This window comes from Shewanella sp. GD04112 (assembly GCF_029835735.1).
Lineage (GTDB): Bacteria > Pseudomonadota > Gammaproteobacteria > Enterobacterales > Shewanellaceae > Shewanella.
In genome coordinates, this window is the sequence record NZ_JAOEAL010000001.1 from 2,527,402 (window position 1) to 2,553,282 (window position 25,881).

General features: G+C 47.5%; 23 protein-coding genes, 3 tRNA genes and 1 pseudogene. 11 read left to right on the forward strand and 16 right to left on the reverse strand.

Annotated features, from left to right (window positions below):
- Positions 1–63: 63 nt before the first annotated feature.
- Positions 64–1,032, forward strand: coding sequence for a tRNA 2-thiocytidine(32) synthetase TtcA (gene ttcA, locus N7386_RS11240; RefSeq protein WP_011622780.1), 969 nt, complete (start codon positions 64–66; stop codon positions 1,030–1,032).
- A gap of 59 nt (positions 1,033–1,091) precedes the next feature.
- On the opposite strand, the gene N7386_RS11245 is transcribed toward ttcA, so the two are convergent.
- Together N7386_RS11245 and N7386_RS11250 are read right to left on the reverse strand one after the other, a co-directional pair.
- Entirely contained in the window at positions 1,092–1,715 is a 624-nt protein-coding gene (locus N7386_RS11245; protein WP_011622781.1) for a DUF2987 domain-containing protein, read from the reverse strand.
- Positions 1,708–2,520, reverse strand: coding sequence for a glucosaminidase domain-containing protein (locus N7386_RS11250; RefSeq protein ID WP_011622782.1), 813 nt, complete (start codon positions 2,518–2,520; stop codon positions 1,708–1,710). The genes N7386_RS11245 and N7386_RS11250 overlap by 8 nt, the downstream gene beginning before the upstream one ends.
- A gap of 317 nt (positions 2,521–2,837) precedes the next feature.
- Between N7386_RS11250 and N7386_RS11255 the strand changes: the two genes are divergently transcribed.
- A complete protein-coding gene (locus tag N7386_RS11255) occupies positions 2,838–3,761 on the forward strand; it encodes a YvcK family protein (protein ID WP_011626149.1) in 924 nt (307 codons plus the stop codon).
- A 164-nt stretch (positions 3,762–3,925) separates the two neighbouring features.
- Here the strand turns inward: N7386_RS11255 and N7386_RS11260 are convergent, their stop codons facing one another.
- The 6 genes and pseudogenes from N7386_RS11260 to N7386_RS11285 form a co-directional block, all read right to left on the reverse strand.
- Positions 3,926–5,119, reverse strand: coding sequence for an aspartate/tyrosine/aromatic aminotransferase (locus tag N7386_RS11260; RefSeq protein WP_279768547.1), 1,194 nt, complete (start codon positions 5,117–5,119; stop codon positions 3,926–3,928).
- Between the two features lie 293 nt (positions 5,120–5,412).
- Positions 5,413–5,499: transfer RNA gene (locus N7386_RS11265), tRNA-Leu, on the reverse strand.
- A 49-nt stretch (positions 5,500–5,548) separates the two neighbouring features.
- Positions 5,549–5,622: transfer RNA gene (locus N7386_RS11270), tRNA-Cys, on the reverse strand.
- A gap of 23 nt (positions 5,623–5,645) precedes the next feature.
- A tRNA-Gly gene (locus N7386_RS11275) sits at positions 5,646–5,721 on the reverse strand.
- A gap of 269 nt (positions 5,722–5,990) precedes the next feature.
- A pseudogene (locus N7386_RS11280) lies at positions 5,991–6,766 on the reverse strand (IS3 family transposase); the annotation flags it as partial.
- A gap of 113 nt (positions 6,767–6,879) precedes the next feature.
- On the reverse strand, positions 6,880–8,313 hold the full coding sequence (locus N7386_RS11285; protein WP_011622785.1) for a glyceraldehyde-3-phosphate dehydrogenase: 1,434 nt from the start codon (positions 8,311–8,313) through the stop codon (positions 6,880–6,882).
- Between the two features lie 206 nt (positions 8,314–8,519).
- On the opposite strand from N7386_RS11285, the gene N7386_RS11290 reads away from it, so the two are divergent.
- Positions 8,520–9,410 carry a DUF2989 domain-containing protein gene (locus N7386_RS11290; protein WP_279768551.1) on the forward strand — a complete coding sequence of 297 codons (891 nt, stop codon included), beginning with the start codon at positions 8,520–8,522 and terminating at the stop codon, positions 9,408–9,410.
- Positions 9,411–9,623: 213 nt separating this feature from the next.
- Entirely contained in the window at positions 9,624–10,634 is a 1,011-nt protein-coding gene (gap, locus tag N7386_RS11295; protein WP_011622787.1) for a type I glyceraldehyde-3-phosphate dehydrogenase, read from the forward strand.
- A 124-nt stretch (positions 10,635–10,758) separates the two neighbouring features.
- On the opposite strand, the gene sodC is transcribed toward gap, so the two are convergent.
- Positions 10,759–11,271 carry a superoxide dismutase family protein gene (gene sodC / locus N7386_RS11300; protein WP_011622788.1) on the reverse strand — a complete coding sequence of 171 codons (513 nt, stop codon included), beginning with the start codon at positions 11,269–11,271 and terminating at the stop codon, positions 10,759–10,761.
- Positions 11,272–11,562: 291 nt separating this feature from the next.
- Complete coding sequence (gene nadA / locus N7386_RS11305) at positions 11,563–12,636, reverse strand: quinolinate synthase NadA (protein WP_279768554.1); 1,074 nt, start codon at positions 12,634–12,636, stop codon at positions 11,563–11,565.
- 185 nt (positions 12,637–12,821) lie between these two features.
- Here nadA and N7386_RS11310 point away from each other — a divergent pair, with 185 nt between their 5' ends.
- Positions 12,822–14,153 (forward strand): IS4 family transposase, encoded by a 1,332-nt coding sequence (locus N7386_RS11310; RefSeq protein ID WP_218211666.1) that lies wholly within the window; start codon positions 12,822–12,824, stop codon positions 14,151–14,153.
- A gap of 64 nt (positions 14,154–14,217) precedes the next feature.
- On the opposite strand, the gene N7386_RS11315 is transcribed toward N7386_RS11310, so the two are convergent.
- From N7386_RS11315 to astE, 4 genes are all read right to left on the reverse strand, one after another.
- The gene (locus tag N7386_RS11315; RefSeq protein ID WP_279768556.1) at positions 14,218–15,822 is read right to left on the reverse strand and encodes a dihydrolipoyllysine-residue acetyltransferase; all 1,605 of its coding nucleotides are present in this window, start codon (positions 15,820–15,822) and stop codon (positions 14,218–14,220) included.
- 9 nt (positions 15,823–15,831) lie between these two features.
- Positions 15,832–16,809 carry an alpha-ketoacid dehydrogenase subunit beta gene (locus N7386_RS11320; RefSeq protein WP_011622791.1) on the reverse strand — a complete coding sequence of 326 codons (978 nt, stop codon included), beginning with the start codon at positions 16,807–16,809 and terminating at the stop codon, positions 15,832–15,834.
- Between the two features lie 3 nt (positions 16,810–16,812).
- On the reverse strand, positions 16,813–17,991 hold the full coding sequence (locus tag N7386_RS11325; protein WP_279768557.1) for a thiamine pyrophosphate-dependent dehydrogenase E1 component subunit alpha: 1,179 nt from the start codon (positions 17,989–17,991) through the stop codon (positions 16,813–16,815).
- A 162-nt stretch (positions 17,992–18,153) separates the two neighbouring features.
- Positions 18,154–19,188 carry a succinylglutamate desuccinylase gene (gene astE / locus N7386_RS11330; RefSeq protein ID WP_279768560.1) on the reverse strand — a complete coding sequence of 345 codons (1,035 nt, stop codon included), beginning with the start codon at positions 19,186–19,188 and terminating at the stop codon, positions 18,154–18,156.
- Between the two features lie 278 nt (positions 19,189–19,466).
- Here astE and msrA point away from each other — a divergent pair, with 278 nt between their 5' ends.
- Entirely contained in the window at positions 19,467–19,946 is a 480-nt protein-coding gene (gene msrA, locus N7386_RS11335) for a peptide-methionine (S)-S-oxide reductase MsrA (protein WP_011717096.1), read from the forward strand.
- 118 nt (positions 19,947–20,064) lie between these two features.
- On the opposite strand, the gene pgm is transcribed toward msrA, so the two are convergent.
- Positions 20,065–21,717 carry a phosphoglucomutase (alpha-D-glucose-1,6-bisphosphate-dependent) gene (gene pgm, locus N7386_RS11340; RefSeq protein ID WP_279768562.1) on the reverse strand — a complete coding sequence of 551 codons (1,653 nt, stop codon included), beginning with the start codon at positions 21,715–21,717 and terminating at the stop codon, positions 20,065–20,067.
- Positions 21,718–21,788: 71 nt separating this feature from the next.
- Entirely contained in the window at positions 21,789–22,340 is a 552-nt protein-coding gene (gene seqA / locus N7386_RS11345) for a replication initiation negative regulator SeqA (protein WP_279768563.1), read from the reverse strand.
- A 295-nt stretch (positions 22,341–22,635) separates the two neighbouring features.
- Here seqA and N7386_RS11350 point away from each other — a divergent pair, with 295 nt between their 5' ends.
- The 5 genes from N7386_RS11350 (at position 22,636) to earP (ending at position 25,863) form a co-directional block, all read left to right on the forward strand.
- Positions 22,636–23,412, forward strand: a complete 777-nt coding sequence (locus N7386_RS11350) for an alpha/beta fold hydrolase (protein WP_279768564.1) — start codon at positions 22,636–22,638, stop codon at positions 23,410–23,412.
- A 101-nt stretch (positions 23,413–23,513) separates the two neighbouring features.
- Positions 23,514–23,735, forward strand: a complete 222-nt coding sequence (locus N7386_RS11355; protein WP_007648263.1) for a DUF2788 domain-containing protein — start codon at positions 23,514–23,516, stop codon at positions 23,733–23,735.
- A gap of 11 nt (positions 23,736–23,746) precedes the next feature.
- On the forward strand, positions 23,747–24,019 hold the full coding sequence (gene ybfE, locus N7386_RS11360; RefSeq protein WP_011622798.1) for a LexA regulated protein: 273 nt from the start codon (positions 23,747–23,749) through the stop codon (positions 24,017–24,019).
- Between the two features lie 55 nt (positions 24,020–24,074).
- Complete coding sequence (fldA, locus tag N7386_RS11365) at positions 24,075–24,602, forward strand: flavodoxin FldA (RefSeq protein ID WP_011622799.1); 528 nt, start codon at positions 24,075–24,077, stop codon at positions 24,600–24,602.
- 79 nt (positions 24,603–24,681) lie between these two features.
- On the forward strand, positions 24,682–25,863 hold the full coding sequence (gene earP / locus N7386_RS11370; RefSeq protein WP_279768565.1) for an elongation factor P maturation arginine rhamnosyltransferase EarP: 1,182 nt from the start codon (positions 24,682–24,684) through the stop codon (positions 25,861–25,863).
- Positions 25,864–25,881 lie beyond the last annotated feature (18 nt).

Below are 25,881 nucleotides of genomic sequence, written 5' to 3' on the forward strand. Positions count from 1 at the left end.
TACCCCGCCGTCGATAGCTGGAATAATACGCGCCCTGAAACTGAGTTACTGGGCGCTTTTTTTATGTTGGAAGCTATGTCTGAAGTTACGGCGAGTCAAATGCCTGAAGAATTATCAAAAAAACAAATTACCCGTCTGAATAAATTACAGAAGCGTCTGCGCCGTGAAGTGGGTAGTGCCATCGCCGATTACAACATGATTGAAGATGGCGACCGAGTCATGTGCTGCTTAAGTGGCGGTAAAGACAGTTACGCCATGCTGGATATTCTGCTTAATCTACAGCAGCGCGCGCCCGTACAGTTCGAAATTATTGCCGTTAATTTAGATCAAAAGCAGCCGGGTTTCCCTGAACACGTACTGCCAGCCTATTTAGACAGCCTTAATATTCCCTATCACATCCTCGAGAAAGACACTTACTCGATTGTGAAAGAAAAGATCCCTGAAGGCAAAACCACTTGCTCGCTGTGCTCTCGCCTGCGTCGCGGTACTCTCTATGGCTTTGCCCAGCGCATTGGCGCAACCAAAATCGCACTAGGCCACCACAGAGACGATATTATTGAGACCATGTTCCTCAACATGTTCTACGGCGGCAAGATGAAAGCCATGCCACCTAAGTTGCTCTCGGACGACGGCGCTAACGTGGTTATTCGTCCACTCGCCTATTGCCGCGAAAAGGATTTAGAAGAATATGCGGAATTGAAAAAATTCCCCATCATTCCCTGTAATCTTTGTGGCTCGCAGGAAAACCTCAAGCGTCAAGCAGTGAAAGACATGCTCAATCAGTGGGATAGACTCTACCCAGGCCGTATTGAAACTATTTTCACCGCCATGCAAAACACTGCCCCTTCACAGGGTGTTGACCGTGAGCAGTTTGACTTTGTGTCGTTGAAACGCGATCCCAACGCGCCAATGAAGGGTGATGTGGCCGAAGCCGATTTACCCGCATTTGACTTTTTGGATATCGCCAACAGCGGCCATATCGATTTAGATGCGGCAAAACGCATCAATATCGTCAACGTTTACGAAGCGTAAACGCGATACGCATAAAAAAAGCCCACGAGAGTGGGCTTTTTTATAGCTTAAATCTATCCTTACTTAACCCAAGGGCTCAACACGGTCGGCGCTTGGCTAAATTGCAACGACGTCAAGCTGTTAAGCTGCTCAACACTCAACTTAAAGCTGCTGTTCACCTGTTGCTCACGCCCATCAAGCGTCACAGTAACGGCTTGGTCTTGAGCAAATTCAAAGTTTAATCCCGCGATTGGCTCCTTAAAATAGCGCATCGGGAAGCCCTGCATGGCTCCGAGTAAAGCATCCATTTCGCTGGCGATTTGCGCTAGTCGCGCCTTGTCGTATGTGGCTAAAGTCTGCTTAGCTCTGACTTGCATTGCAATACCACAGCCCTCAGCCTTGCCCTCAAACTCTAGATTCACTAATGCGCGTTGATCTTTAAGCGCGTCATCAAAGGGAATAAACAACCGCTGCGCCGCAGTATAAGTGAGTGGCGTTGAATTTAATTCACTCGAAATGCTTCCACTCTGGATCTGACAATTAGGTAGCATTGGTACACTAAAGGCGATTTCGACTAACTGATAATTTCCCTTATTGACTTGCTTTAATCTGTCATAAAAGCCTTTATATTCGAGGGAAATCGTTTCTGCCTGCAGACTTGTCGCACACAAGCAAAGCCCCACTAACCACCATTTTTTATGCATCCGCCTTCACCAAATATTTTTCATTATGACGTAACATATCGAGTAACTCGTCGATATAAGCCTCTTGCCTTTCAGAATAATTCACTAGTCCATAGATCAGTTGGTCGGCACTTAATTCGGCTTCCTGAGAGCGTAAATCTGCACGTATTGAGCGAAACAGCGTGTATGCCGTATTCGAATTCAAATTGCGCATATAGGAAGACACTGAAGCGTCCACCGAGGGAAACACTTTCACTTCATGGGTTTTGCCCGAACCACGAGAGGATGGCACTATGCCGCAACCATTGCTAAAACACCATTCGCCGAAAAAGTTAAAGCCTTCACGGGCAAAACGCGAACTGCCCCATCCCGATTCATTGGCCGCCTGAATAAGCACCATAGATTCGGGAATAATATCGACCCGTTTCAGTAAACTGTTCAGGGATTTTGCATCCACATTACGGGCAGCATATTGATATTTATCAAATAACTGATTGAGCTGCGCTAACTGCTTATCCGACAGAGTACTGTCGTTCTCCACTAAGGCCAACATGTCGGTGATAAAGTCACGCTCGGTGGCAATAATGGCATTTTGTTGTTGAATGATCGGCCTGAGAAAATCAAAAAAGGCACGCTTTTTTTCCGCCACATCATTGATGGCAGAAAAGTCAGGCACTTGAGTAACGGGATCAACGGAGTTTTCCAGTTGGTTAACGATAGATTCAGGCTCATCAATAGTAGGAATGAGCCAGACTCTCAGCGAAAAAATCGCTAAGATCACTAGGGCTAACGCGAGTGTAAACGAACCAATTCTACCTGTTTTCAATAAGTCACCTTTGATATTGAGTCACGAGTGGCAAAATAAGCGCCAGATTATATGTCATATCTTGAAATTCACGAAATCTGACGACAAAACCGCCCATGCCAAGCGCAGTCAAAGCGTATCTGTGCTGAAAATGCGATCCCACGCTTAACTCATACACATTGGCACAATTTGAGCGTGAATATTTAGTGCATGCTTTTGACTGAGCTTTTATACTAAGGTTCCGTTAACGCAGGTATTGGCAACTGAGCCCAAACGAGGCTTCGCAACACCGCTTAACAACAGGACAGGATTTTTTGGGTATTCAGGAAGGAACCCTCATGCAGCATCAAATCTTAAATCAATACAGACACGTGGTCGCCATTGGCGGTGGTCACGGCTTGGGTCGAGTACTCTCATCGCTGGATTTTCTGGGCAATCGTCTCACAGGCATTGTTGCAACCACAGATAATGGTGGCTCTACGGGCAGATTACGGGCCGAACAGGACTGTATTGCCTGGGGCGATCTGCGTAATTGTCTGTCTCAACTAGCCCATCGCCCATCGGTGAGCTCGCAATTATTTGAGTACCGCTTTCAGGGCGAAACCGAACTAAGCGGCCACAATCTAGGGAATTTGATGCTGCTTGCCCTCGATAAGCTTTGCGTTAGGCCCCTCGAGGCCGTCAATCTTATACGTCATATGCTTAAGATTGAAACCAATATCATCCCTATGTCAGAACAACCAACCCATTTAGTGGCATTGCAGGCCTCTGGTTGTAAGGTCTTTGGTGAGGTTAATGTCGATAAGATGAATGAGGCGCCAATTGCCTTATGTCTTGAACCACAGGTCGATGCAACTGCCGAAGCCTGTGAGGCCATCAGCCGTGCGGATCTGATTATCCTAGGCCCAGGGAGCTTCCTGACCAGTATTATGCCACCGCTGTTACTGCCCTGCTTTGCTAAAGCCTTAGCGATGACCACTGCGCCCGTGGTTTTTATCGATAATCTGAATGAAGAAACTTCACCAGCTGGCCAGTTTAGTATTGAGCAGCGGATAGCTTGGTGCCATCAAGTGATTGGCAAGCCTGTGATCACTAAAGTGCTACGTCACTCAGAACAAGTGCGCCTTGGCACTTTAATGAATTACTTCCCGTTAAGGAATCGCCACAATCCGCAATTACACGATCAGGCAGGGCTGCGTGATGCGCTCAGTGCAGTATTGAGAATTAAGTCGGATTTACCGCTAGAAACCTTGGCGTCATAACGACAGACTAACCGCATCCTTTAGCATCCAACAGATTCAAAATGCTAAAGGACAGCTCAAAATACAAAAAGGACAGCCTAGGCTGTCCTTTTTAGTGAGCCCTCTTCTGATATTAGAGGACTAAATCAAAGAGCTAAATTAAAGAGCTAAGTTAAAGAACTAAGTTAAAGAACTTGGGCAATCGCTTTACAGATCACAGGCATATTGGTTTTGGTCATACCGGCAACACTAATGCGGCCTGAGCCGACGATATAAATACCAAACTCGTCTTTTAAGCGTGCAACCTGCTCTTTGTTTAAGCCAGAGAAGCTAAACATACCGTTTTGGCGGGAAATAAAGCTAAAGTCCTGGGTGACGCCTTCATCCTTTAAGCTTTGGACGAACAGAGTACGCATCTGGGCGATACGTTCACGCATTTCAGTCAACTCTTGTACCCAAAGTGCTTTTAATGCCGCATCGCTTAAAATGGTGCTAACAATTAACGCACCGTGTGCTGGTGGGTTTGAGTAATTGGCGCGAATAGTACGTTTCACTTGGCTGAAGGCACGCACCGCTTCATCGGCATTTTGTGCCACTACAGTCACAGCGCCGATACGCTCGTTATAAAGACCAAAGTTTTTAGAGAAAGAGTTAGCCACTAACAACTCAGGTACTTTTGCAGCCACTAAACGTAGGCCTGCGGCATCTTCTTCAATCCCAGCACCAAAACCTTGGTAAGCAAAGTCAAACAATGGCACTAACTGTTTGTCTGCACACAGGTTAGCAACCAATTCCCATTGGGCTAAGGTCAAATCAATACCCGTTGGGTTATGGCAGCAACCGTGCAGTAGAACAATGTCACCCGCCTGTGCATTGGCGAGATCTGTCATCATGCCATCGAAATCGATATCGTGGGCACTGGCATTGTAGTAACCGTATTCTTTAACCGTTAAACCTGCAGTTTCAAAAATATTCTGATGGTTCGCCCAAGTTGGGTTACTGACCCACACAGTGCGCGATGGCGTGTTGCGCAGTAGAAACTCGGCGGCAATACGCAGTGCACCAGTACCACCTGGCGCCTGAGCGGTCGCGGCACGGCCTGACGTCACAAGCGTACTGCCCTCGCCAAATAATAGCTCTTGTACCACGCGGTTATAGGTTTGAACCCCTTCGATACCTAAATAGTTCTTGGTCTTCTCTTGCTCAAGCAATAGGGCTTCTGCTTTCTTCACTGACTGTAATACTGGAGTCTGCCCTGCTTCATCCTTATAAATGCCAACACCGAGGTTCACTTTATCTTGGCGTGAATCGGCCTTGAAGGTATCGGTTAAACCAAGGATGGGATCAGCGGGTGCGAGTACTACCTGAGAGAAAATCATGACTACTTATCCTAAATGTTCACGTGTAGGGGAAATTCGGCTTATTTATACCACTGTCTTAAGAGGGGGAATAGCGCCTATTGCCGCATCTTAAGGAAATAGTTTGCGTATTATGGATTGATTAAAATAAATAACAACTAAATGAGAGATCAATTGTCTTGAGGCTGAAATTTTTGATAATTGTGATTTTTAAGAGGCTGATCACTATTTGTTTAAGGATTAATTTGTAGGGGTTAGAACGGGATTTGCGGCAATAAAAAAGGCCTAACATCTGTTAGGCCTTCTCTATGTTATGGTACCCGAGGCCAGACTTGAACTGGCACGCTGTTACCAGCGAGGGATTTTAAATCCCTTGTGTCTACCGATTCCACCACTCGGGCAAACTCTTTATATTAACGACGGGAATCGTGTCATTAATACCTTAATCTATGGAGGCGCGACCCGGAGTCGAACCGAGATCGACGGATTTGCAATCCGCAGCATAGCCATTCTGCCATCGCGCCAGATTTCCAAACTCGTAAAGAGTTGGAGCGACATATCGGGTTCGAACCGATGACCTATACCTTGGCAAGGTATCGCTCTACCAACTGAGCTAATGTCGCATCGATGTCACAGCTTAATGAGTCATTAAGCTTAGGAGTTACGTTGCTACGCTTTCCCCTGACTGCGGATTGGCATTCTACCGATTTAACCTTCAGAGTCAATCAACAAATTTGAAATATTGCGCTTAGAAGCACTGTTTGCCCAATATTCAGCCACAGAGATAAAAACTTGCCGATGGAATAATCAATTTGATGATTTTCTTTGCAACAACAAGAGTTGAAGTGATGTTACCCAGCCTTATCAACGCTATTTAGGACGGGTCAAGTGGTAGATAGGTAATATCCGCCACCCAGACTTGTTCTGAGCGGCTGATGTCCACTTGCTGCTCGCTGGGCTTAAGCAAGTTGGGATGACACCTAAATCGATGATGGCTATGGGTCGTTTTATGGTACGCCCGCTTAGGCGTGACCAACAAACGATGCGCCCTAAGACAGCGAAATAACCGGTCTCGTCCTATCACTATTTGATGCATTTTGTTGAGTAAATACTGCAGTTTACGCGTACCGACTCGCGGTTGAAATAACCGTTCATATTGTACTGTTTGCAACACCTGTTGCTCCCTTAGCTCTGAGACGATTTGCCGCTGGCATTGCTGATAATACGCCTGACGACTGATGCCAAGATAGCGACAGCATTGGGTGACGCGATAACCTACGTCCGTTTTTTCCTGGAGCGTTTCGCGGGTGGCTTTTTTACGACGGATATCCCGTAGTCAGTTCTGAGTTTTTCGACAATGGCTTCGAAGAACGCCGCTTTCATGCGGGTATCTTCAAGTTCGGCTTCGAGGGCTTTTATCTTTTGCTCGGGGGTGAGCGTGGTGGGTTCAGTCATCAACTGTCCTCGCATTGATGTTGGCGGCGTCCCTAGGGACCAATCCAGTTTACCATGCTTGCGTAACCACACTAACACGGTGGAACAACCTTGAATACCATACTTGTCTTGCGCCTGCTTATAGGTCAGCTCGCCTTTTTCCACTTGGTCGACAACCGCCAATTTAAAAGCGAGGGAATAATCGCGTTGAGTTCGTTTAATTGTTGAAGTCATTACACTCTCCAAAATGAGTTTGAAAAGTGTCAACGCTATTTAGGACGGGTCAATGTCATAAAAAAAGCGCCCTACTGGGCGCTTTTTCTTGGACGTTTTTATGTGCGTAGCGATTATGCTGGCAGAGACAGAGTCGTCAGGCCTAACATGGTCTGCATAACACCGACGACTTGGCAGCTGTAACCAAATTCGTTGTCATACCATACGTACAGAATGGCACGTTTACCTTCGGCGATAGTCGCTTGTGAATCAACCACGCCCGCATAGCGAGAACCCACTAAATCGCTTGATACGATTTCAGTTGAGTCTGTGTAATCGATTTGGTTCTGCAATGGTGATTGCAGCGCAGTGTCTTTCAGGTATTCGTTCAATTCATCTTTGTTAGTCTCAGCATTGAGGTTCATGCTGATGATCGCCATAGACACGTTTGGTGTTGGCACGCGAATCGCGTTACCCGTCAGTTTACCCGCTAATACTGGCAGAGCTTTAGCTACGGCTTTAGCCGCGCCCGTTTCAGTGATCACCATGTTTAATGGTGCACTGCGACCACGACGGTCAGCACTGTGGTAGTTGTCGATCAGGTTTTGATCGTTCGTGTATGAGTGAATAGTCTCAACGTGACCATTCTCGATACCGTACTTGTCGTTTACCGCTTTCAGTACTGGTGTGATGGCGTTAGTGGTACAGCTCGCCGCAGACACAATGATATCTTCTGCAGTGATGTCGCCTTCATTCACGCCGTAAACGATGTTCTTGATGGCGCCTTTTGCAGGTGCAGTCAGTAACACTTTGCTCGCACCTGGACTCTTCAAGTGTAAGCCTAAGCCTGCTTCATCTTTCCAAATGCCGGTGTTGTCTACCACTAAGGCATCTGTAATACCGTATTTGGTGTAATCCACTTCATCTGGCGAGTTTGCGTAAATAACTTGGATATAAGTGCCGTTAGCGATGATAGCGTTGTTCTCTTCATCCACTTCAACTGAACCGTTAAATGGACCATGAACAGAGTCACGACGCAGTAAGCTTGCGCGTTTTTCTAAATCGCCCTTTTTACCGCCACGTAACACGATAGCGCGCAGTCTTAACTTGTTGCTACGGCCAGTACGTTCGATCAGTAAGCGCGCTAATAAGCGGCCAATACGACCAAAACCATACAACACTACATCACGCGGGGCGATATCATCAGCATGATCAATCGCCGCCGCTAATTCACGTGCCATATAGCTTTCAATTTCGTTGGTATCGGTATGTTCAGCCCAGTATTTAACGGCAAGCTTACCAATATCCACTTTACATTGTTTAACTGCGAGTCTGCTTAAGGCTTGAACAAACGGGAAACTCTCGCGTAAACGTAATTTCTCGCCGACATGACGACGAACTAAACGGTGCGCTTTAATAATCTCAATAGTAGAAGCATTGAGTAATGGCTTACCATAAACCACAACTTCGACGCCTTGGTTACGGTACAACTTGCCCAGCAAAGGTTGCATTGCCTCTGCCATTTCAAAACGTTCTTGCCAACTTTGTAGGTGTTTATCAGCGCTCATTTACAGATCCTTTATCTCACTTTTCAATAAAATATATTGAAAGGTTTGAGTAACATGACGAAAAGACCAATAATCTTATGGAGGTTTTAGGGAAAACCCTGTGTTTTGGTCGGCGCCATTGTAATGAAAACTGACCCAGCTTGCCAGTAAGATATTTTCTGTAAATCTGTAATTTTATTAGAGAAAATTGCATTTTGGAGCGTATTTTGAGACAAAATCTAGTAATAATTACATCATTTACCCTCGCGATAAGCCTTTTCGGTTGTGATAATGGCCGAAATATCGAAACGATTTGTAAAAATAATCCTGAAATTTGTGCCGATTTGCATAAGGATGGATGGTGTTTAACCGAGAAAACCCTGCTGATCCAGAGCCGATTCGACCTATTAGACAACAAAAATCCTACGGGTAAGCAACTTTATCAACAGTTAACTTACCTTGAAGATTACAGCCGTTGTATTGAATTGGCCTCAGGGGTGCAACATATCATCCATACGAATCGCACGGCTGACCGCGCAAGAGCCTTTCGCCTAAGTACAGAAAACCTCAGCCGTCTACAGGAAGAAACCCGCGAACGCCAAGACCCCTTTATGTCTTACTATCAATGGACACGTTTTGCCGACACTGATGCCTTAAACCGACTATTAGCGCAAGAAAATGCTGGTGAAGTCACAGAGCCTTTTCTCTTAGCTCAAATCGCCACCTATTACAGCAATCGAAATGCCATCAAAGCGCAACAACTCTATCTTAAAGTGTTTGCAGAAATTCAATATGCCGACTTTGATCCCAACTGGTTGCTTGGGCTCGCCTCAGCCTATCGTCAAACCCAAGCGTTTGAAAAAACATATATGCTGACCAAAGCCAATTTACTACTTACGCAGCAGAAGTATTCTGAAGATAAGATGCTAGCCTTAATCGGTGGCGACAAGACGCTTGCGGCCAAATTAGATCAATACGCCCAGAACTTAATCGACGCGTTAGAAGATGGCCTCTATTCAACCAGTCCGGTTGCGCTCTGGCTTGCTCCGCCCCAGACGGAGGTCACACCGCCTGCGGCAACAACAACTGTCGAGCCAGAGAAGCCAAATTCGCCTTAACTTGCGTTTTGAAGAACGTCGGCAAAATGTTTGCCACCTTGTAATTTTTTACCCAAATACAGCGCTGAAAATGGTGTTTTCGCGAGCAATGTAAAAAAAAACACCTAATTTGTTAACCGAATCCCGGCAAAATTGCCGAATTCACTTGACGATAGCTGTCAGTTTGGTAATTTTACTACCAGTTGAATTTTATAATCACCAGAGGGATATGAGATGACTATCCGTGTAGCAATAAATGGTTATGGCCGTATCGGTAGAAACGTATTACGCGCCCTGTATGAAAGCGAAAAAGCTTACCCAATCAAAATTGTTGCCATCAACGATTTAGGCGACGCTTCAATCAACGCTCACCTGACAAAATACGATTCTGTACATGGTCGTTTCAATGCCAAAGTTGAGCATGATGCTGAAGCAATTTATGTCAACGGCGACAAGATCCTCACCTTCCAAGAACGCGATCCAGGTAAATTACCTTGGGGCGACTTACAAGTTGACGTCGTGTTCGAATGTACTGGTATCTTCACTTCTAAAGAATCTGTACAGCCACATTTAGCGGCGGGCGCGAAGAAAGTCATTATTTCTGCACCAGGTAAAAACGTTGATGCAACCGTCGTTTACGGTGTGAACAACAATGTGTTGACCGCGGATATGACAGTTATCTCTAATGCTTCATGTACCACTAACTGTTTAGCGCCTTTCGCTAAGCCGTTAAATGACGAAATTGGTATCGAATCTGGTCTGATGACCACCATTCATGCTTACACCAACGATCAACGTTTATCTGACGTATACCACACAGATTTACGCCGTGCCCGCGCTGCAGCACTGTCAATGATCCCAACTAAAACTGGCGCTGCCGCGGCAGTAGGTTTAGTTGTACCTGAATTGCAAGGTAAATTCGATGGTTTAGCAGTACGTGTACCGACTGTTAACGTGTCTTTAGTGGATTTATCTTTCATTGCTGCACGTGATACTACTGTTGAAGAAGTTAACGCCATTATCGAACGTGCCGCTGCTGTTGCGCCACTGAGCGAAGTGTTAGCGGTTAACAAAGAGCCACTGGTGTCTATCGACTTTAACCACAATGCATTTTCATCTAACTTTGATGCAACGCAAACCCGCGTTAACGGCCGTTTAGTTAAAGTAATGGCATGGTACGATAACGAATGGGGCTTCAGTAACCGTATGTTAGATAACGCGGTTGCGCTGATGAACGCGAAGTAATCATTCTTCTTTATCAAAAAGCCCCGCTCTTGCGGGGCTTTTTTATACCGATTTCACGGCTCATTAATCCACTGTCGTTACCAATGCGAGTATTTCGCCGCTAACAACTGAATGTGGCGATACATTAATTGATAATACCGCAGGCTACACGCGCACCGCCGCCACCTAAAGGCGCTGGGTGATCGGAATGGTTGTCACCACCGGCATGGATCATGATCGCATGGCCTTTAAGATCACCCATTTTTAAGCGCGGTGCCAGCACGGCCTGGCTAGCAGCACCGTCTGCATCGACAAACAATGGTGGCAGATCGCCTAAATGCCCTTCTCCCCATGGCGTGCCGTGGGCCTTCGTGGCGGCAGGATCATAGTGTCCACCTGCCGCGCCAGCAGGGACGATTTTTCCGTCCTTTTCCTTTGGATCACAGCTGCCGTTCTCATGTAGATGGAAACCATGTAATCCCGGCATTAAGCCTTTAAGTGATGGCGTAAATACCACTCCATACTGCGACTCAGAAATGGTCACTTGACCGACACTTTCACCCACGCCTTTTTCGTTGACAAGATTCATTGGCACACTCACGTCTGCAAATGCACTGGCAGCAGACATTGATGCAAGCAGTAACACGATGTTTTTCATACCCTTCTCCATGGTTATCTTATACAAAATTGCATGAACACAGCGCAGTGAGTGAACTCACCTACGCTTTGCTATATCAAATTTAGGCCAACAACACCGATCCAGTAACTAAAAGAGCGTGTATTTCTTTAAATTGAAGCATATATGCATCTATGAAGAATGGCGTCTAAAAGCTAGCGCACCTTATTAAGCACATACTTAGCAGCTTAGCTGCTGATCAATTTGAACCGATACAAAAATCCCCGCCAAGTGGCAGGGATTTCATTTTTCGTGAGTGTTATGAACGCTTAATTAAGCGTTGCCTTTCATTTTCATATTCAGTGTCTTAGCGAAATCGAGCATACGGGTCAGCGGGATTAAGGCTTTCACGCGTAAATCTTCATCGACAAAGATTTCGTGAGTCGTTTTGTCGCTGTTACTTAAAGACGCTTCAATCGCCTTTAAGCCGTTCATTGCCATCCATGGACAGTGGGCACAGCTCTTACAGGTGGCACCATTACCGCCAGTAGGCGCTTCAATCAGTGTTTTACCCGGCGCCGCTTGTTGCATTTTATAGAAAATACCGCGATCGGTCGCCACAATAAAACGCTCGTTGGCCATGGTTTGCGCAGCTTTGATCAACTGGCTGGTGGAGCCGACAGCATCCGCCATCGCCACCACACTCGCGGGTGACTCTGGGTGTACTAGAATCGCCGCATCGGGGTATACACGCTTTAAATCACGCAGCGCATTGGCCTTAAACTCATCATGAACAATACAGTCGCCCTGCCACATCAACATCTCGGCGCCGGTTTGTTTGGCAATATAGCTGCCTAAATGACGGTCTGGGCCCCAAATGATTTTTTTACCTTCGCTGTCTAAGTGCTCAACGATTTCAAGGGCAATACTTGAGGTGACCACCCAATCGGCACGGGCTTTTACCGCCGCCGAAGTGTTGGCATAAACGACCACGGTATGGTCAGGATGCGCATCACAGAAGGCGCTGAATTTATCGATGGGGCAACCTAAGTCCAATGAACAGGTCGCCTCCAAGGTCGGCATCAGAATGGTTTTTTCTGGGCTTAAGATTTTGGCTGTTTCACCCATAAATTTCACCCCGGCGACGATTAACGTCTTAGCGGGATGATCGCGGCCAAAGCGCGCCATTTCGAGTGAGTCGGAAACACAACCGCCGGTTTCTTCGGCCAGCGCTTGAATTTCAGGGTCGGTATAATAATGGGCAACCAATACCGCATCTTTTTCAATCAGCAGCTGCTTGATACGAGCCTTGTAGTCCGCCTTTTCGGCATCGGACAGAGGAATTGGCTTAGGCGGAAACGGATAATCAATAGTTTCGATTGTTGGGGCAAATGGGCTGGGGCTCATAACAAATCCATCAGGATAACAACGTTCGCGAATTATACGTAATTGGGATCAAAAGATTAACCCATTTATGGCCTGCGAATAAAAAAGGACGCTAAATTGCGTAATGCCGATCAGTTAAGCCAGAACACTTGACGATCTCATTGAAAAGATCAAAATCCGATGACCACTCGTCATCGGATTTTTTTATGCAACTGACTACAGCGCTTGCACTGGCTAATGGCTACGCTCCCAACACTGAACAACTCGGCAAACTAAGTGATATCTTGTGTCCAGATTTCATCTCGCAATGCCTTGAAACATCTGGTGTAGCAACCATACGCAAACGTCGACTTCCTCTAGAGCAGGCTGTTTGGGCTGTCATTGCGATGGCAATGTATCGCCAAGAGCCTGTTTGGAGCATTGTCGCCAAAGCACAATTGATGTTGCCTGGTAAGAAGCCCCTTGTGGCTCCTAGCGCCGTTGTTCAAGCCAGACAACGTTTAGGTGTTGATGCCGTTAAAGAAATTTTTTCGCAAAGTCAGCGCGTCTGGAACCAAGATGCCCAGCATCCTGACTGGTGTGGCTTAACGTTGCTTGGGGTTGATGGCGTCATTTGGCGAACGCCCGATACTCCCAACAACCAGCAAGCCTTTACCTACAGCAAAAACCAGCACGGTGATGTTGGCTATCCGCAAGTACGCATGGTTTGCCAGATGGAATTGACGAGCCACATGTTAGTTGCCAGCGCATTTGACGATGCCAAAATCAATGAAATGAAGTTGGCAGAGCAACTGATTGATAGCACACCCGACAACTCACTCACCCTATTTGACCGAGGATTTTACTCACTGGGGCTGCTAAACCGTTGGCATCAAGCGGGCAAATCCAGACATTGGTTAATGCCGATGAAGAAAGGCACACAGTTTGAAGTCATCACAAAACTCGGTCGACACGATAAACTCATTCGGCTGACGACCACAGCACAATCTCGTAAACAATTTAATGAGTTACCTGAATTTATTGACGTCCGATTGCTGACAAAAACAGTGAAAGGCAAAGAGGTCAATATCCTCACCTCAATGACAGACCCGTTGCGTTTCCCTGGTGCAGAAATCGTGGATTTATACAGTCATCGCTGGGAAATTGAGCTGGGCTATCGCGAGATGAAGCAGAGTTTGCTCAACAGCGAGTTTACGTTGAGGAGCAAGAAACCGGAGATGGTAAAACAAGAGCTATGGGGCATTCTCTTGAGCTACAATATTATCCGCTACCAGATGGTGAAAATGGCGCAAAGCAAGCCGGGTTTATACGCTAACCAACTGAGTTTTACGACATGCGCGGTTGCGATAATCCATGTGATTTATGGGTTTTGGCTGGAAGCCGCCGGAACCATCCCTAAAAGGATGGATAGTTTACTCGCAGAAACCGAGCAGCATGTGCTACCAATACGAGGGGATTCAAGAGCTTACCCTCGGTGTGTCAGAGTGAAACCAAGGAAATACCCAGTCAAAAGAAAATGCCAGTCAGCTCTTAACTGACTGGCATTACGCTAAATTGCGTCCTTTTTTGCTGGATTGGCTGTATGTATTGGCTGACAGCCGATTAGCGCATGGCTAATAGCATATCCTGCGGCTGCTCAAGGTATTGTTTCCAAAGGTTACAGAAACGAGCAATGGTGCCGCCATCGATAACGCGATGGTCCCCAGACCAACTCACTTGCATGATCTGACGCGCTTCAACTTCACCTTTCGCATTAAAGCGCGGCAAGGTTTGCAACTTACCTAATGCGACAATCGCGACTTCCGGCTTATTGATAATAGGCGTTGCGACTGTGCCACCTAAGGCGCCAATATTCGAAATCGAAATGGTGCCGTCTTTAAGATCCGCCGGCGCCACACGGCCGCTGCGCGCGGCATTGGTTAAGCGAGTGATTTCGGCCGCGACCTCAAGGATGCTCTTATCTTGTACATCCTTGACGTTTGGTACCAATAATCCGACCTTAGAGTCGACCGCCATACCTATGTTATGACGCGCCTTGTAGGTGATTTCCGTACAATCGGCATTCACTTGGCTGTTAAGCACAGGGAACTGCGTTAAGGCTAACGACATGGCCTTCATAAAGAATGGCATCATGGTCAGCTTAACTTCGTCGGAGGAATACTTGGCCTTCATGCTTTCACGCAGAGCGACTAAGTCTGTCAAATCAAACTCTTCGCAATAGGTGAAGTGTGGAATGGTGGATACCGATTCCACCATCATTTTTGCCATCACGGCTTTCACGCCACGGATAGGCTCAACAATGTCACCCCGTGCAGAACTTGCCACGACGTTAGAGACGGTTGATTGAGTCACACCTGATTGAGTCGGTGCTACAGCCACTGGCGCAGCGGCAGACACAGCGCCACCCTGCGCTTGGAAGCGAGTAATGTCTTCCTTATATACTCGGCCGTGTTTGCCACTACCAGGGACGCGACTTAAATCGATATCTAAGGCACGTGCCATACGGCGAACGGCTGGGCTGGCTAAGGCTTTACCTTGGCGAGCAGGCTCCGAGGACACCGCCGCGCAAGCGGCTGGTGCTGCGGTATTCACAGCGGCGGCACTTGCTTCCTGTGCATGGCTGACTGGCGCACTAACGCCACCTTCGACCTCGATCGCAAATAATGGCGCATGTACCTTAGCTAACTGGCCCTTACGGTAGTGCAATTTGACAATTTTGCCCGCTTTGATAGCAGGGATTTGCACTAGGGCTTTATCTGTCATCACATCGGCGATGGGTTGATCTTCAACCACAGTATCGCCTTCTTGGACTAACCATTCGACCAGTTCACATTCAACAATGCCTTCGCCAATATCGGGTAGCAGAAATTCTTCCACGCTCGTACCCGCCGCGCTGGATTGGATTGCAGGTGTTTGCGTCGCTGTGTGTGCTTCAGTCTGAGATGCAGCAACGGGGACGGCTTCGTCAGACTCAATCTGCACGGCATAAAGCGGCGCATGCACCTTAGCGATATCGCCTTTGGCGTAATACAGCTTGGTCACGACTCCCGCAAAAGGCGCCGGAATTTGCACTAAGGCTTTGTCAGTCATCACATCGGCGATGGGCTGATCTTCAGCAATCGTATCGCCCTCTTGCACCAACCACTCGACGAGTTCACACTCGACAACGCCTTCACCAATGTCCGGCAAAATAAAATCTTTAATCATACCGGACTCCTAGAAGTTCACCGATGCCTTAATGGCTTCAAAGGTTTTGAGCGCATCGGGCATATATTCTTTTTCGTGGACCAGTGGATATGGGGTATCTAAACCACATACACGGCTGATAGGTGATTCTAAATACAGGAAACATTCCTGCTGAATCGTCGCCGCGATTTCACCGGCAAAACCACCCGTCAATGGCGCTTCGTGGTTGATCAGTAAGCGGCCTGTCTTCTTCACAGAATCAGCAACTGTATCTACATCCCAAGGCGCGAGTGTACGTAGGTCGATAATTTCACAGGAAATCCCCTCTTTTGCCGCCATGTCGGCCGCTTTTTCGATGATTTCCATCTGTGCGCCCCAGGCCACTAAGGTGATGTCTTTCCCTTCACGCACCACTTCGGCTTTACCCAGCTCGATTTCATAATCACCCGCAGGGACTTCACCCACTGAAGCACGGTATAAACGCTTTGGCTCGAAGAACACCACAGGGTTTTTATCGCGAATAGAGGCTAATAATAAACCCTTGGCCTGCTCAGGATTACGTGGCACAACCACTTTTAAGCCTGGGGTTTGGGTAAAATAAGCTTCTGGCGATTGTGAATGATAATGGCCGCCCGCAATACCGCCACCATAAGGTGTACGGAACACTAGGCTTCCCACATTAAATTCATTACCACTGCGGTAACGGAATTTAGCAGACTCGTTCACTATCTGATCGAACGCAGGAAAGATGTAATCGGCGAACTGGATTTCCGCTACGGCGGTCATGCCATTAGAGGCTAAACCGTTGGCAAAACCCGCGATGCCTTGTTCAGTCAGCGGCGTGTTAAAGCAGCGGCTGCGACCAAACTTTTCCTGTAAACCTGAGGTTGCGCGAAACACACCGCCAAAGTGGCCAACGTCTTCACCAAATACCACCATGCGCTCGTCAGATTGCATGGCGATAGACAAGGCCTCATTGACGGCCTGTAACATATTCATTTCTGCCACGGCTTATAGCCTCCCTGCACTTTTGGGATAGGATTGCGGATATTTCTTGATGTGTTCTTTCAGTTCACTCAGCTGCTTTTTCAGCGCTGGTGTTGGCTTGTCGTACACATCTTCAATGATCTCATCCAGCATAGGGATAGGTAATTTTTCAGCGACTTTAACGGCGGCTAACACTTCTTCACGGTACTTTTCGTAACGCTGGGCATCATCGGCCTCGGCCAACCACCCTTTGTTGATCAACCATAACTTGAAGCGTTTGACTGGATCGTGTTGCTGCCATTTTGCCTCTTCTTCTTTGGAGCGATAGCCAGAAGGATCGTCAGAAGATGAGTGCGCGCCAAGGCGATAAGTCATGGCTTCAATCAACACGGGGGCATTGTGCTCAATCGCATAGGCACGCGCCTGTTGCGTCGCGGCTAACACCGCCAGCATATCGTTACCGTCGACACGAATAGTGTGCATGCCGTAACCCACACCGCGGCTAGCGATACCGTTACCAGCAAACTGTTCTTCGGTTGGGGTGGAAATCGCATAACCATTGTTACGGCAGAAGAAAATCACCGGGCATTTTAACACCGAAGCCATATTCAAGCCGGCGTGGAAGTCACCTTCAGACGCAGCGCCTTCACCGAAATAACAGACAGCGACATTACGTTTACCCTGCATTTTCAGGCTATAACCGACACCTGTCGCTTGCGGGATTTGCGTGGCCAGTGGCGATGAAATGGTTTGGTAGTTTAACGCCGCGCAGCCGTAGTGGATTGGCATTTGGCGACCTTTACCTAAGTCCTTCTCATTACTGAACATTTGGTTCATAAACTGTTCAGTGGTAAATCCACGGTAGCGTAGCGCCGCATGTTCACGATATTGCGCGAGGATCACGTCTTCTTGATCAAGCGCCGCGACACTGCCGACGATCGCCGCTTCTTCACCCGTACAGGTCATATAGAAGCTGATCCGTCCCTGACGCTGCGCGCCTAACATACGTTCGTCGAGTACCCGCGTGAACACGCAAGTATCGTAAATTTTGGTGGCTAAGGCTTCATCTATTACAGGCAAAACCGCGGTTTCATAGGTAGTGCCGTCTGCTTGTAGAATTCGAAGGATAGGAATGTGAAGCGATGCCTTATCCAAGAAGCCGACACGGTGCACTGTATCAGTGTTGAGTGTTGCTTTGCTCATATTGTGCTCTTGTTATCTCGTTACGCCATGGAAAATCCACAACGCCTAATTTATACGAATATGCCGGATGAACATTACGTTAACGTAAACTACCTATCAACCGTTGGCACAGTTCAAACGACAACTAATCCCCTGTGGGCATGTATATAATGCTTTACAAAACTAGCGAACATCTGGCGCGACTGAAGGGATCAAGCAAATCACAGTGCGATTGCCGATGGGCACCTTAGCATTGGGGAAGACAATCGCTTCAAATTCCTGTTCGACTTTAATTTCCTGCCCACCCTCTCGGGCCAATACAAAGCCTTTCGGGAACGATCGGAAGTTTTCGACATCGGCCGCGAAGGTAAATTCAAAATCATCAAAATGTTTGTTAATCACCCGACATACTTGATACAGATTCACCTTATCCGCTGAGAATGGCTCAAGCGCTAAGGGTTTGTCTGTGATAAGGCGCATAAACATCTCTTGGGCGGCAATAAAACGCGTCATATCGTTTTGCCCCATGGGATACACCTTACCTAATTCAATGGTAAAGGCATCGGCGCCATACTGCTCGGAGGAAAAATAACTAAAGGTGGTCGTCGGCTCATGGTGAAATAACACAGTATCGACGCCACTAGCCGCTAAAAACATGATTTGCTCGGCGCTGTAAGCACGGCCGGGACGATAGGGATAAATCGCAAACTTTTCGTGTTTTGACGCCCGCATCGCCGTGTGTAAATCATAGTGAATACGCTGGCGCCCTGCGGCTGCGCCCTTAAAGAAACGGTCGACATAAGCTTCTAATTTTTTTGCTCGCACCCGCTCAGGATTCACTAATCCCGGTGGATTTGAATGCTCACCACTAAACAGACGATTCATGTTCTCGTCGATAATGCGAGTCCCATTATTAATCGCTAAAGGGTTACCAATAAGAAAGAGCGTGCGTTGTTTGGCGATGATTTTTTGTTGGAGAAGCTGTTTGATTAAGGTATTGCAGAGTTCGATGGGGGCGGTTTCATTACCGTGGACACCGCAGGAGAGAATGACATCCTTACCTTGGGCTTGTGCTGGCTCAAAGACGATGACGCCGGTGTCCCACACTTCGACTCGAGTATGTTCCCCTAAGGTGAAACTAAACTCATCCCCGAGGGTTTCAGGATTGGCAAGGGTCAGCGCGAGAAAATCCTTCGAATCTAACAGAGCTTGTAACACAGAATTCTCCTTATAATAGCGTGTTAAAGACGGGTGTGATGGCAATAACTGCCTGTTTCATGGCACTTATCGCTACCCGCCTTAAAAAGCGCATCCATACTAACACAAGTTTTTGGGCCGTTACTCTGTCATTCTGGTCAAACAAGCGCATTTCGCGGCAAAACAGCAGCATCTTAGCCGCATTTGGTCGACATAGGATTAATTTTGTCGACACACTTGCTTTTAGGGATGAGTTTTATCACAATCCTTAGCCATCTAGACTTCTATCAGGATTTATCATGGCGTTAGCAACTTTCGGTGCCGGCTGTTTTTGGGGCGTGGAGTATTTCTTTAGACAAGTCAACGGCGTGACCAACGCGACCTGTGGCTATATGGGTGGCAATAACGAAGCGACCACCTATGAGGAAGTCAAAAAAGGCAAGACAGGCCATGCTGAAGTCGTGCAAGTGGAATTTGACCCTGCGATTGTCAGCTACGACGAGTTACTGGATGTGTTTTGGAAGAACCACAACCCCACCACACTCAATATGCAGGGCGGCGATATCGGCACTCAGTACCGCAGTACCATTTTCTTCCATGACCGTGAGCAAAAAGCGACGGCCGAAGCTTCTAAACTGGCCTTTGCCCGCTCGGGCCGCTGGGGATTACGCCACATTGTGACTGAAATTGTACCTTTGCAGCAATTCCATGTGGCAGAGGAATATCATCAAAACTATATCGATAAGAACAACTTACCTAGTTGCCATCTCGAGTATTGATCAAAACCATTTAGCATCTTCGTGAGAGGCTTGGCTTCTCATCGCTACAAATAAAAACGCACTCATAGAATTTCCATGAGTGCGTTTTTTATCGGAAAAACAAAGCTTAAATGCTAGTTCAGGCGCTAAGCGCCTTATCAATCAAGGCCTGTGCGTCCTTAATGATATCGGCAAGATGCTGCTCACTGATAAAGCTCTCACCGTAAATCTTAAATAACGCCTCAGTGCCCGACGGCCTCGCCGCGAACCAACCATTGGCCGTCGTCACTTTAATGCCACCTATCGAGGCGTTGTTACCAGGGGCGTGGGTCAATACGGCATCAATCTTCTCACCCGCCAGCATAGTGGCGTTTAAGGTCTCGGCATTAAGCTTGGCAAATTTGGCTTTGTTCTCAAGGCTAATGGGGCTGTCGATACGCTTGTAGAAGCTTTGACCGAATTGCGCCACTAATTCTTGATGGCGTTGCCCCGGTGTCTTGCCAGTAACCGCAAGCATTTCGGCCGCAAGCAGTACCAGAATAAAACCGTCTTTGTCGGTACACCAAGTCGTGCCATCACGGCGCAGGAACGCCGCGCCAGCACTCTCCTCACCGCCAAAGGCAATAGTTGCCTCGGCTAATCCATCGACGAACCACTTAAAGCCGACAGGGACTTCGAGTAATTTTTTGCCATGGAAGGCACAGATTTTATCGATAAGCGCGCTCGATACCAGTGTCTTGCCGATGGCTAACTGCTCGCTCCATTCGGGTCTGTGGGTCAGCAAATAATCAATGGCTACCGCTAAATAGTGGTTGGGATCCATCAGTCCGGTGCCAGGACACACGATACCGTGTCTGTCGTAGTCAGGATCGTTACCAACACATAAATCGTAGGATTCTTTGTGGGCCAGTAAGCCTGCCATCGCATAGGGTGAAGAGCAATCCATGCGGATCTTGCCGTCTTTATCGAGCGACATAAAGCTAAAACTTGGGTCGACTTTATCGTTAACTAAGGTGATATCGATGCCATAGTGTTTGGCAATCGGCGCCCAATAATGAATACCCGAGCCGCCTAATGGGTCAACGCCCAATTTCAGCTTAGCCTTAGCGATAGCATGCATATCGACCACATTGACTAAATCCGCGACATAGGGCGTGATCAAATCGATGGCATGCACATAACCCGAGGTTAACGCATCGGCATAAGCCAGCTTATTAACGCCCTTAAGCCCTGCGCGCAGGTAATCATTAGCACGGGACTCAACCCAAGCGGTGATATTGCCTTCGGCTGGGCCGCCATGGGGAGGATTGTACTTGATGCCACCATCCTGCGGTGGATTATGGGATGGCGTAATAATCAAACCATCGCTTAACGCGGCGCCACTCAGCGCCGCTTCACGATTAGCGCAAATAATGGCATGGGACACCACTGGCGTGGGGGTAAAGCCATCATTTTGCTGAATATGCACAGTCACCTTATTGGCCGCTAACACTTCAATCGCCGACACGTAAGCCGCATAAGATAAGGCGTGGGTATCGATACCTAAAAATAGCGGGCCGTCGATATTCACAGATTGGCGATAATCCACCACGGCCTGAGTAATCGCCCAAATATGGTCTTGGTTAAAACTTGCTTGAAACGCAGTTCCGCGGTGACCCGAGGTCCCGAACGTCACACGTTGCTCGGCAGCATCCACATTAGGTTTGATGCTGTAATAATGGCTCATCAGCTTTGGAATATTCACCAGATCCGTCTGACTCGCGGTTTGTCCTGCCCGTTGATGTATTGCCACCTGATCCTCTCCTACTGGAAAATCGGTTAATTAAATGGAAACGCCGCATCATTGCGGCGTCGATAAAGGTGTTATACGCGTTCGGCAATGCCGTTGGCGATTTGGGCATCGCAGCCAAATTGCATTAAGGCTTCGACTAAAATTGCCCGTTTTTTGGCGGTGTTATTGTTGGTCGTCACCCAAAATCCGGTATTACCGATTTCCTTCGGATTAGCGGTAGCACTGGCCTTGAGTAACTCTTCCCGTGAACGCGCAAAATAGAGTCGATCGCGACCTTGGATCTGTAAAATTTGCGAGAATTGCGCTTGGTTCTGTTGATATAAACTCTCAAGCAAGAATAAGAAACGACCCACGGCGCCTTTTTGCTGTTCTAACTTATGCTCATCCACCAATTGATTGAAATCGGGCGCAGAGACGAAGGTTTCGACCTGAGGCGCTATTTGTGGCTCAGGCGTCGTTGCCTCTAAACTCGGTTGGCTAATAGCCTGTGGCTGCGCCTGTTCAACCGCATCGACGGACAGGCCGAGTAATCGACGGAGAATGTCAGAGGCGCTCTCACCAATACGTTCCGTTTTGCTGGCAATATGACGATAGAGCTCTTCATCCACTTCGATGTATTTCATAACCTTATTATCCTTTGTTATTCGATAGGCTTAACCGAAAAAGTGCACCACAGGCGATCCTCGCAAAGGATCTGTGCGATCGTTGCCCCAGTGTATCTATCTCTATCAATCTGATAAAGCATCATTAATCTAAAAATGCGTGAAATCGCACATCAAATTAGCACAAGCGCGTTAATCGCTGAAAAAGCCAGCAAGTTCGGCGCACTATGCCTCAAAATTGCCTCAAGACTTGTCAAACTTAGCCCATTAGGGGCACAATCCGCAGCACTTTATGTACCACAGCACAGGCGATTCCATGAATTTTGCATCCACAGGTCAAGGGGAAGCAGTCCTCCTTATCCACGGACTCTTTGGCAATTTAGATAATCTTAAGGGGCTAGGACAAGTCCTCGAAGCAAATCATCAGGTTATCCGCGTTGATGTGCCTAATCATGGTTTGAGTGAACATTGGCAGGAGATGGATTACCCAAGCTTAGCCAAGGCCATGGTGGCATTGTTAGATGAACTAGAGCTTGAGCGTGTACACATTGTTGGCCATTCCATGGGCGGTAAAATCGCCATGGCAACCGCCCTTGCCTATCCAGAACGCATCATCAGCATGGTAGCCGCCGATATTGCCCCAGTTGCTTACCAGCCGCGCCATGATGCGGTATTTGCGGCACTCGAAAGTTTGCCACTTGAAGGCCACACCGACCGCCGCTTTGCGTTATCGCATTTATTAGCGGGTGGCATCGATGAACCGACCGCGCAGTTTTTACTCAAAAACCTCCAGCGCACCGACACCGGCTTTCGTTGGAAGATGAACCTGACTGGCTTAAAAAGCTGTTATCCCAACATCATTGGTTGGCCAAATGAAAACCACAAATCGCAGCAAGTCTATAACGGACCGAGCCTTTTTATCCGTGGTGGCGACTCCAATTATGTGACCGCCGAACATCGCGACGAGATCATGCGTCAATTTCCCGCGGCACAGGCCAAAACATTAGAAGGTTGTGGCCATTGGCTACATGCTCAAAAACCAGCGGTGTTTAATCGTATTGTGTCTGAATTTATTGACAAACACTCAGTGTAAATGACAATGATTCTCGACCTAAATCATATAGCCGACACCCTGCTGATGTGATATATTCGCGCCTCTTTTAGCCTTAGAAGACTCTAGAGGACTAAGAAAGTATGTTATCTCAGTACATGGAACAAATTGAAACCATCGGCCTGAACCTGTTTTTTGCCGCGATATTTTTCTTTATCGGCATGGCCATCCACGATGTGCTTAAACAAGGTAATGTGCCGAAATTTGGTCGATTTATTGTGTGGTTAGTGTTATTTCTCGGCTGCGCCGGGTTTATTGCAAAAGGTATTATCCAGATGTCCTGGGAAGGTTCGGGCATCGGTTAAACAATAAGAACATGGCAAAAGAAGCAACAGATAGAACAACCATTGACCTTTTTGCCAATGAAAAGCGCCGGGGCCGCCCACGTAGCAATCCTTTGTCCCGTAGCCAGCAACTTAAGGTCAATAAGCGCAACCAGATCCAGCGGGATAAAGCCAAAGGATTAAAGCGAATAGAGTTAAAGGTGTCACAAGATTTATATGACGCCTTGAATGAGCAGGCATTGGCCAGTAACATCAGCCGAAGCCAGTTAATCGAATTAATTCTTCAGCAAAAAATTGAATGCTGAGCAATCGATAGAAGCAAGATTAACGTATAAGTGAACTAGACATAAAGGATAGACAATGGCAACTGTAGGTCTTTTTTTCGGTAGCGACACAGGCAACACCGAAGCTGTCGCCAAGATGATCCAGAAGAAACTGGGTAAGAAAATGGTTGAGGTGAAAGATATCGCCAAGAGCACCAAAGAACAGATCGCAGAATACGACCTGCTGCTGTTCGGCATCCCAACCTGGTATTACGGTGAAGCACAGTGCGACTGGGATGACTTTTTCCCTGAATTAGAACAGATTGATTTTACAGACAAACTGGTTGCCATTTTCGGTTGTGGTGACCAAGAAGACTACGCAGAATACTTCCTCGATGCCATGGGCATGGTGGGCGATATCGTTCAAGCTCGTGGCGGTATCATCATCGGTCACTGGCCAACGGCAGGTTATAACTTCGAAGCATCAAAAGGCTTAGTCGATGATGACCACTTCATCGGTTTAGGCATTGACGAAGACCGTCAACCAGAGCTGACTGAAGAGCGTGTGGATGCTTGGGTTAAGCAAATCTACGAAGAAATGTGCTTAGCCGAGTTCGAAGACTAAGCTCAGTTCCGTAAAGAAAGCGGCCGAAACGCCGCTTTTTTTATGTGTGCTCTCCCGATTAATGAAAGCGATACACTCAATGGCAACCACCGCTCCCCACTGGGACATCTTTTGCTGCGTCGTCGATAATTACGGCGATATCGGCGTCACTTGGCGCTTAGCCAAACAGCTGGTCAATGAATATCAGCTCCCCATTACACTCTGGGTCGATGACTTAAACAGCTTCTCGCATATTTTACCAAGCCTTGATCCAAACCAAAGCAGCCAAGTCTTTAATGGCGTCACCATCAATCATTGGACAACGCCCCTGCCCGTGGCATTTGTGCCAGGCGCCGTGTTAATTGAAGCCTTTGCCTGCGAACTGCCTGACGAGGTCAAACAACAACTCATCGCACTGCACAGCACCACACCGCAAGCGGTGCCTGTATGGCTGAATTTAGAATATTTAAGCGCCGAAGACTGGGTCGATGGCTGCCATGGGCTACCCTCGATGCAGGCAAGTGGCATCAAAAAGTATTTCTTTTTCCCGGGTTTTACCCCAAAGACGGGTGGACTGATCTGTGAACGGGAGTTATTTGCCGAACGCGATGCATGGCAACAGGATAGCGCCAATAAACTGCTATTATTTGAGCGTCTTGGTCTTAAGGATATTCAGGCGCAAGATACTGTCTACAGCGTTTTTAGCTATGAAACAGATTCTCTGCCGGCCTTGTGTGAGCTCTGGCAAGCCAGTGCAACAAACGATACCAAAATCCATGCGCTTATTCCTAAGGGACGCAGCTTAAACAGCTTACAACACTTATTACCCTGCAAGGTTGAGGCGCTCAGCCCAGGACAGCAAATTAAGCTAGGTCATTTGACCCTGCATATCTTGCCGATGACAGACCAACAAGGGTTCGACCGCCTGCTGTGGAGCTGCGACTTTAATATTGTCCGCGGTGAAGACAGCTTCCTGAGGGCGCAATGGGCCGCTAAACCCTTCATTTGGCATATTTATCCGCAAGAAGATGATTATCATCTAATAAAATTAGAAGCTTTTATCCAACTTTACTGCGATAATCTGCCCCCTGATATTGCCGACACTTGGTCTAAATTGAATGTTGCATTTAACCAAGGCGAGCAATCTGCCGTGAAAACTCACTGGCAAAACCTAAATCCTGTCAGTTTGCCACTCTTGCAACATGCTAAAGATTGGCCAATTGACGCAATAAATGCTGCAGATCTTGCGACTCGGCTAGTCCAATTCGTCAAAAAAAGCTAAGATGCTGCGCTGAAATAG

What these genes read in the sequence shown, in the direction of transcription:
- ttcA (WP_011622780.1), top strand. Translation starts at nt 64, where the DNA reads ATGTTGGAAGCTATGTCTGAAGTTACGGCGAGTCAAATGCCTGAAGAA.
- N7386_RS11245 (WP_011622781.1), bottom strand. Translation starts at nt 1,715, where the DNA reads ATGCATAAAAAATGGTGGTTAGTGGGGCTTTGCTTGTGTGCGACAAGT.
- N7386_RS11255 (WP_011626149.1), top strand. Translation starts at nt 2,838, where the DNA reads ATGCAGCATCAAATCTTAAATCAATACAGACACGTGGTCGCCATTGGC.
- N7386_RS11260 (WP_279768547.1), bottom strand. Translation starts at nt 5,119, where the DNA reads ATGATTTTCTCTCAGGTAGTACTCGCACCCGCTGATCCCATCCTTGGT.
- N7386_RS11285 (WP_011622785.1), bottom strand. Translation starts at nt 8,313, where the DNA reads ATGAGCGCTGATAAACACCTACAAAGTTGGCAAGAACGTTTTGAAATG.
- gap (WP_011622787.1), top strand. Translation starts at nt 9,624, where the DNA reads ATGACTATCCGTGTAGCAATAAATGGTTATGGCCGTATCGGTAGAAAC.
- sodC (WP_011622788.1), bottom strand. Translation starts at nt 11,271, where the DNA reads ATGAAAAACATCGTGTTACTGCTTGCATCAATGTCTGCTGCCAGTGCA.
- nadA (WP_279768554.1), bottom strand. Translation starts at nt 12,636, where the DNA reads ATGAGCCCCAGCCCATTTGCCCCAACAATCGAAACTATTGATTATCCG.
- N7386_RS11310 (WP_218211666.1), top strand. Translation starts at nt 12,822, where the DNA reads ATGCAACTGACTACAGCGCTTGCACTGGCTAATGGCTACGCTCCCAAC.
- N7386_RS11315 (WP_279768556.1), bottom strand. Translation starts at nt 15,822, where the DNA reads ATGATTAAAGATTTTATTTTGCCGGACATTGGTGAAGGCGTTGTCGAG.
- N7386_RS11325 (WP_279768557.1), bottom strand. Translation starts at nt 17,991, where the DNA reads ATGAGCAAAGCAACACTCAACACTGATACAGTGCACCGTGTCGGCTTC.
- msrA (WP_011717096.1), top strand. Translation starts at nt 19,467, where the DNA reads ATGGCGTTAGCAACTTTCGGTGCCGGCTGTTTTTGGGGCGTGGAGTAT.
- seqA (WP_279768563.1), bottom strand. Translation starts at nt 22,340, where the DNA reads ATGAAATACATCGAAGTGGATGAAGAGCTCTATCGTCATATTGCCAGC.
- N7386_RS11350 (WP_279768564.1), top strand. Translation starts at nt 22,636, where the DNA reads ATGAATTTTGCATCCACAGGTCAAGGGGAAGCAGTCCTCCTTATCCAC.
- N7386_RS11355 (WP_007648263.1), top strand. Translation starts at nt 23,514, where the DNA reads ATGTTATCTCAGTACATGGAACAAATTGAAACCATCGGCCTGAACCTG.
- ybfE (WP_011622798.1), top strand. Translation starts at nt 23,747, where the DNA reads ATGGCAAAAGAAGCAACAGATAGAACAACCATTGACCTTTTTGCCAAT.
- fldA (WP_011622799.1), top strand. Translation starts at nt 24,075, where the DNA reads ATGGCAACTGTAGGTCTTTTTTTCGGTAGCGACACAGGCAACACCGAA.
- earP (WP_279768565.1), top strand. Translation starts at nt 24,682, where the DNA reads ATGGCAACCACCGCTCCCCACTGGGACATCTTTTGCTGCGTCGTCGAT.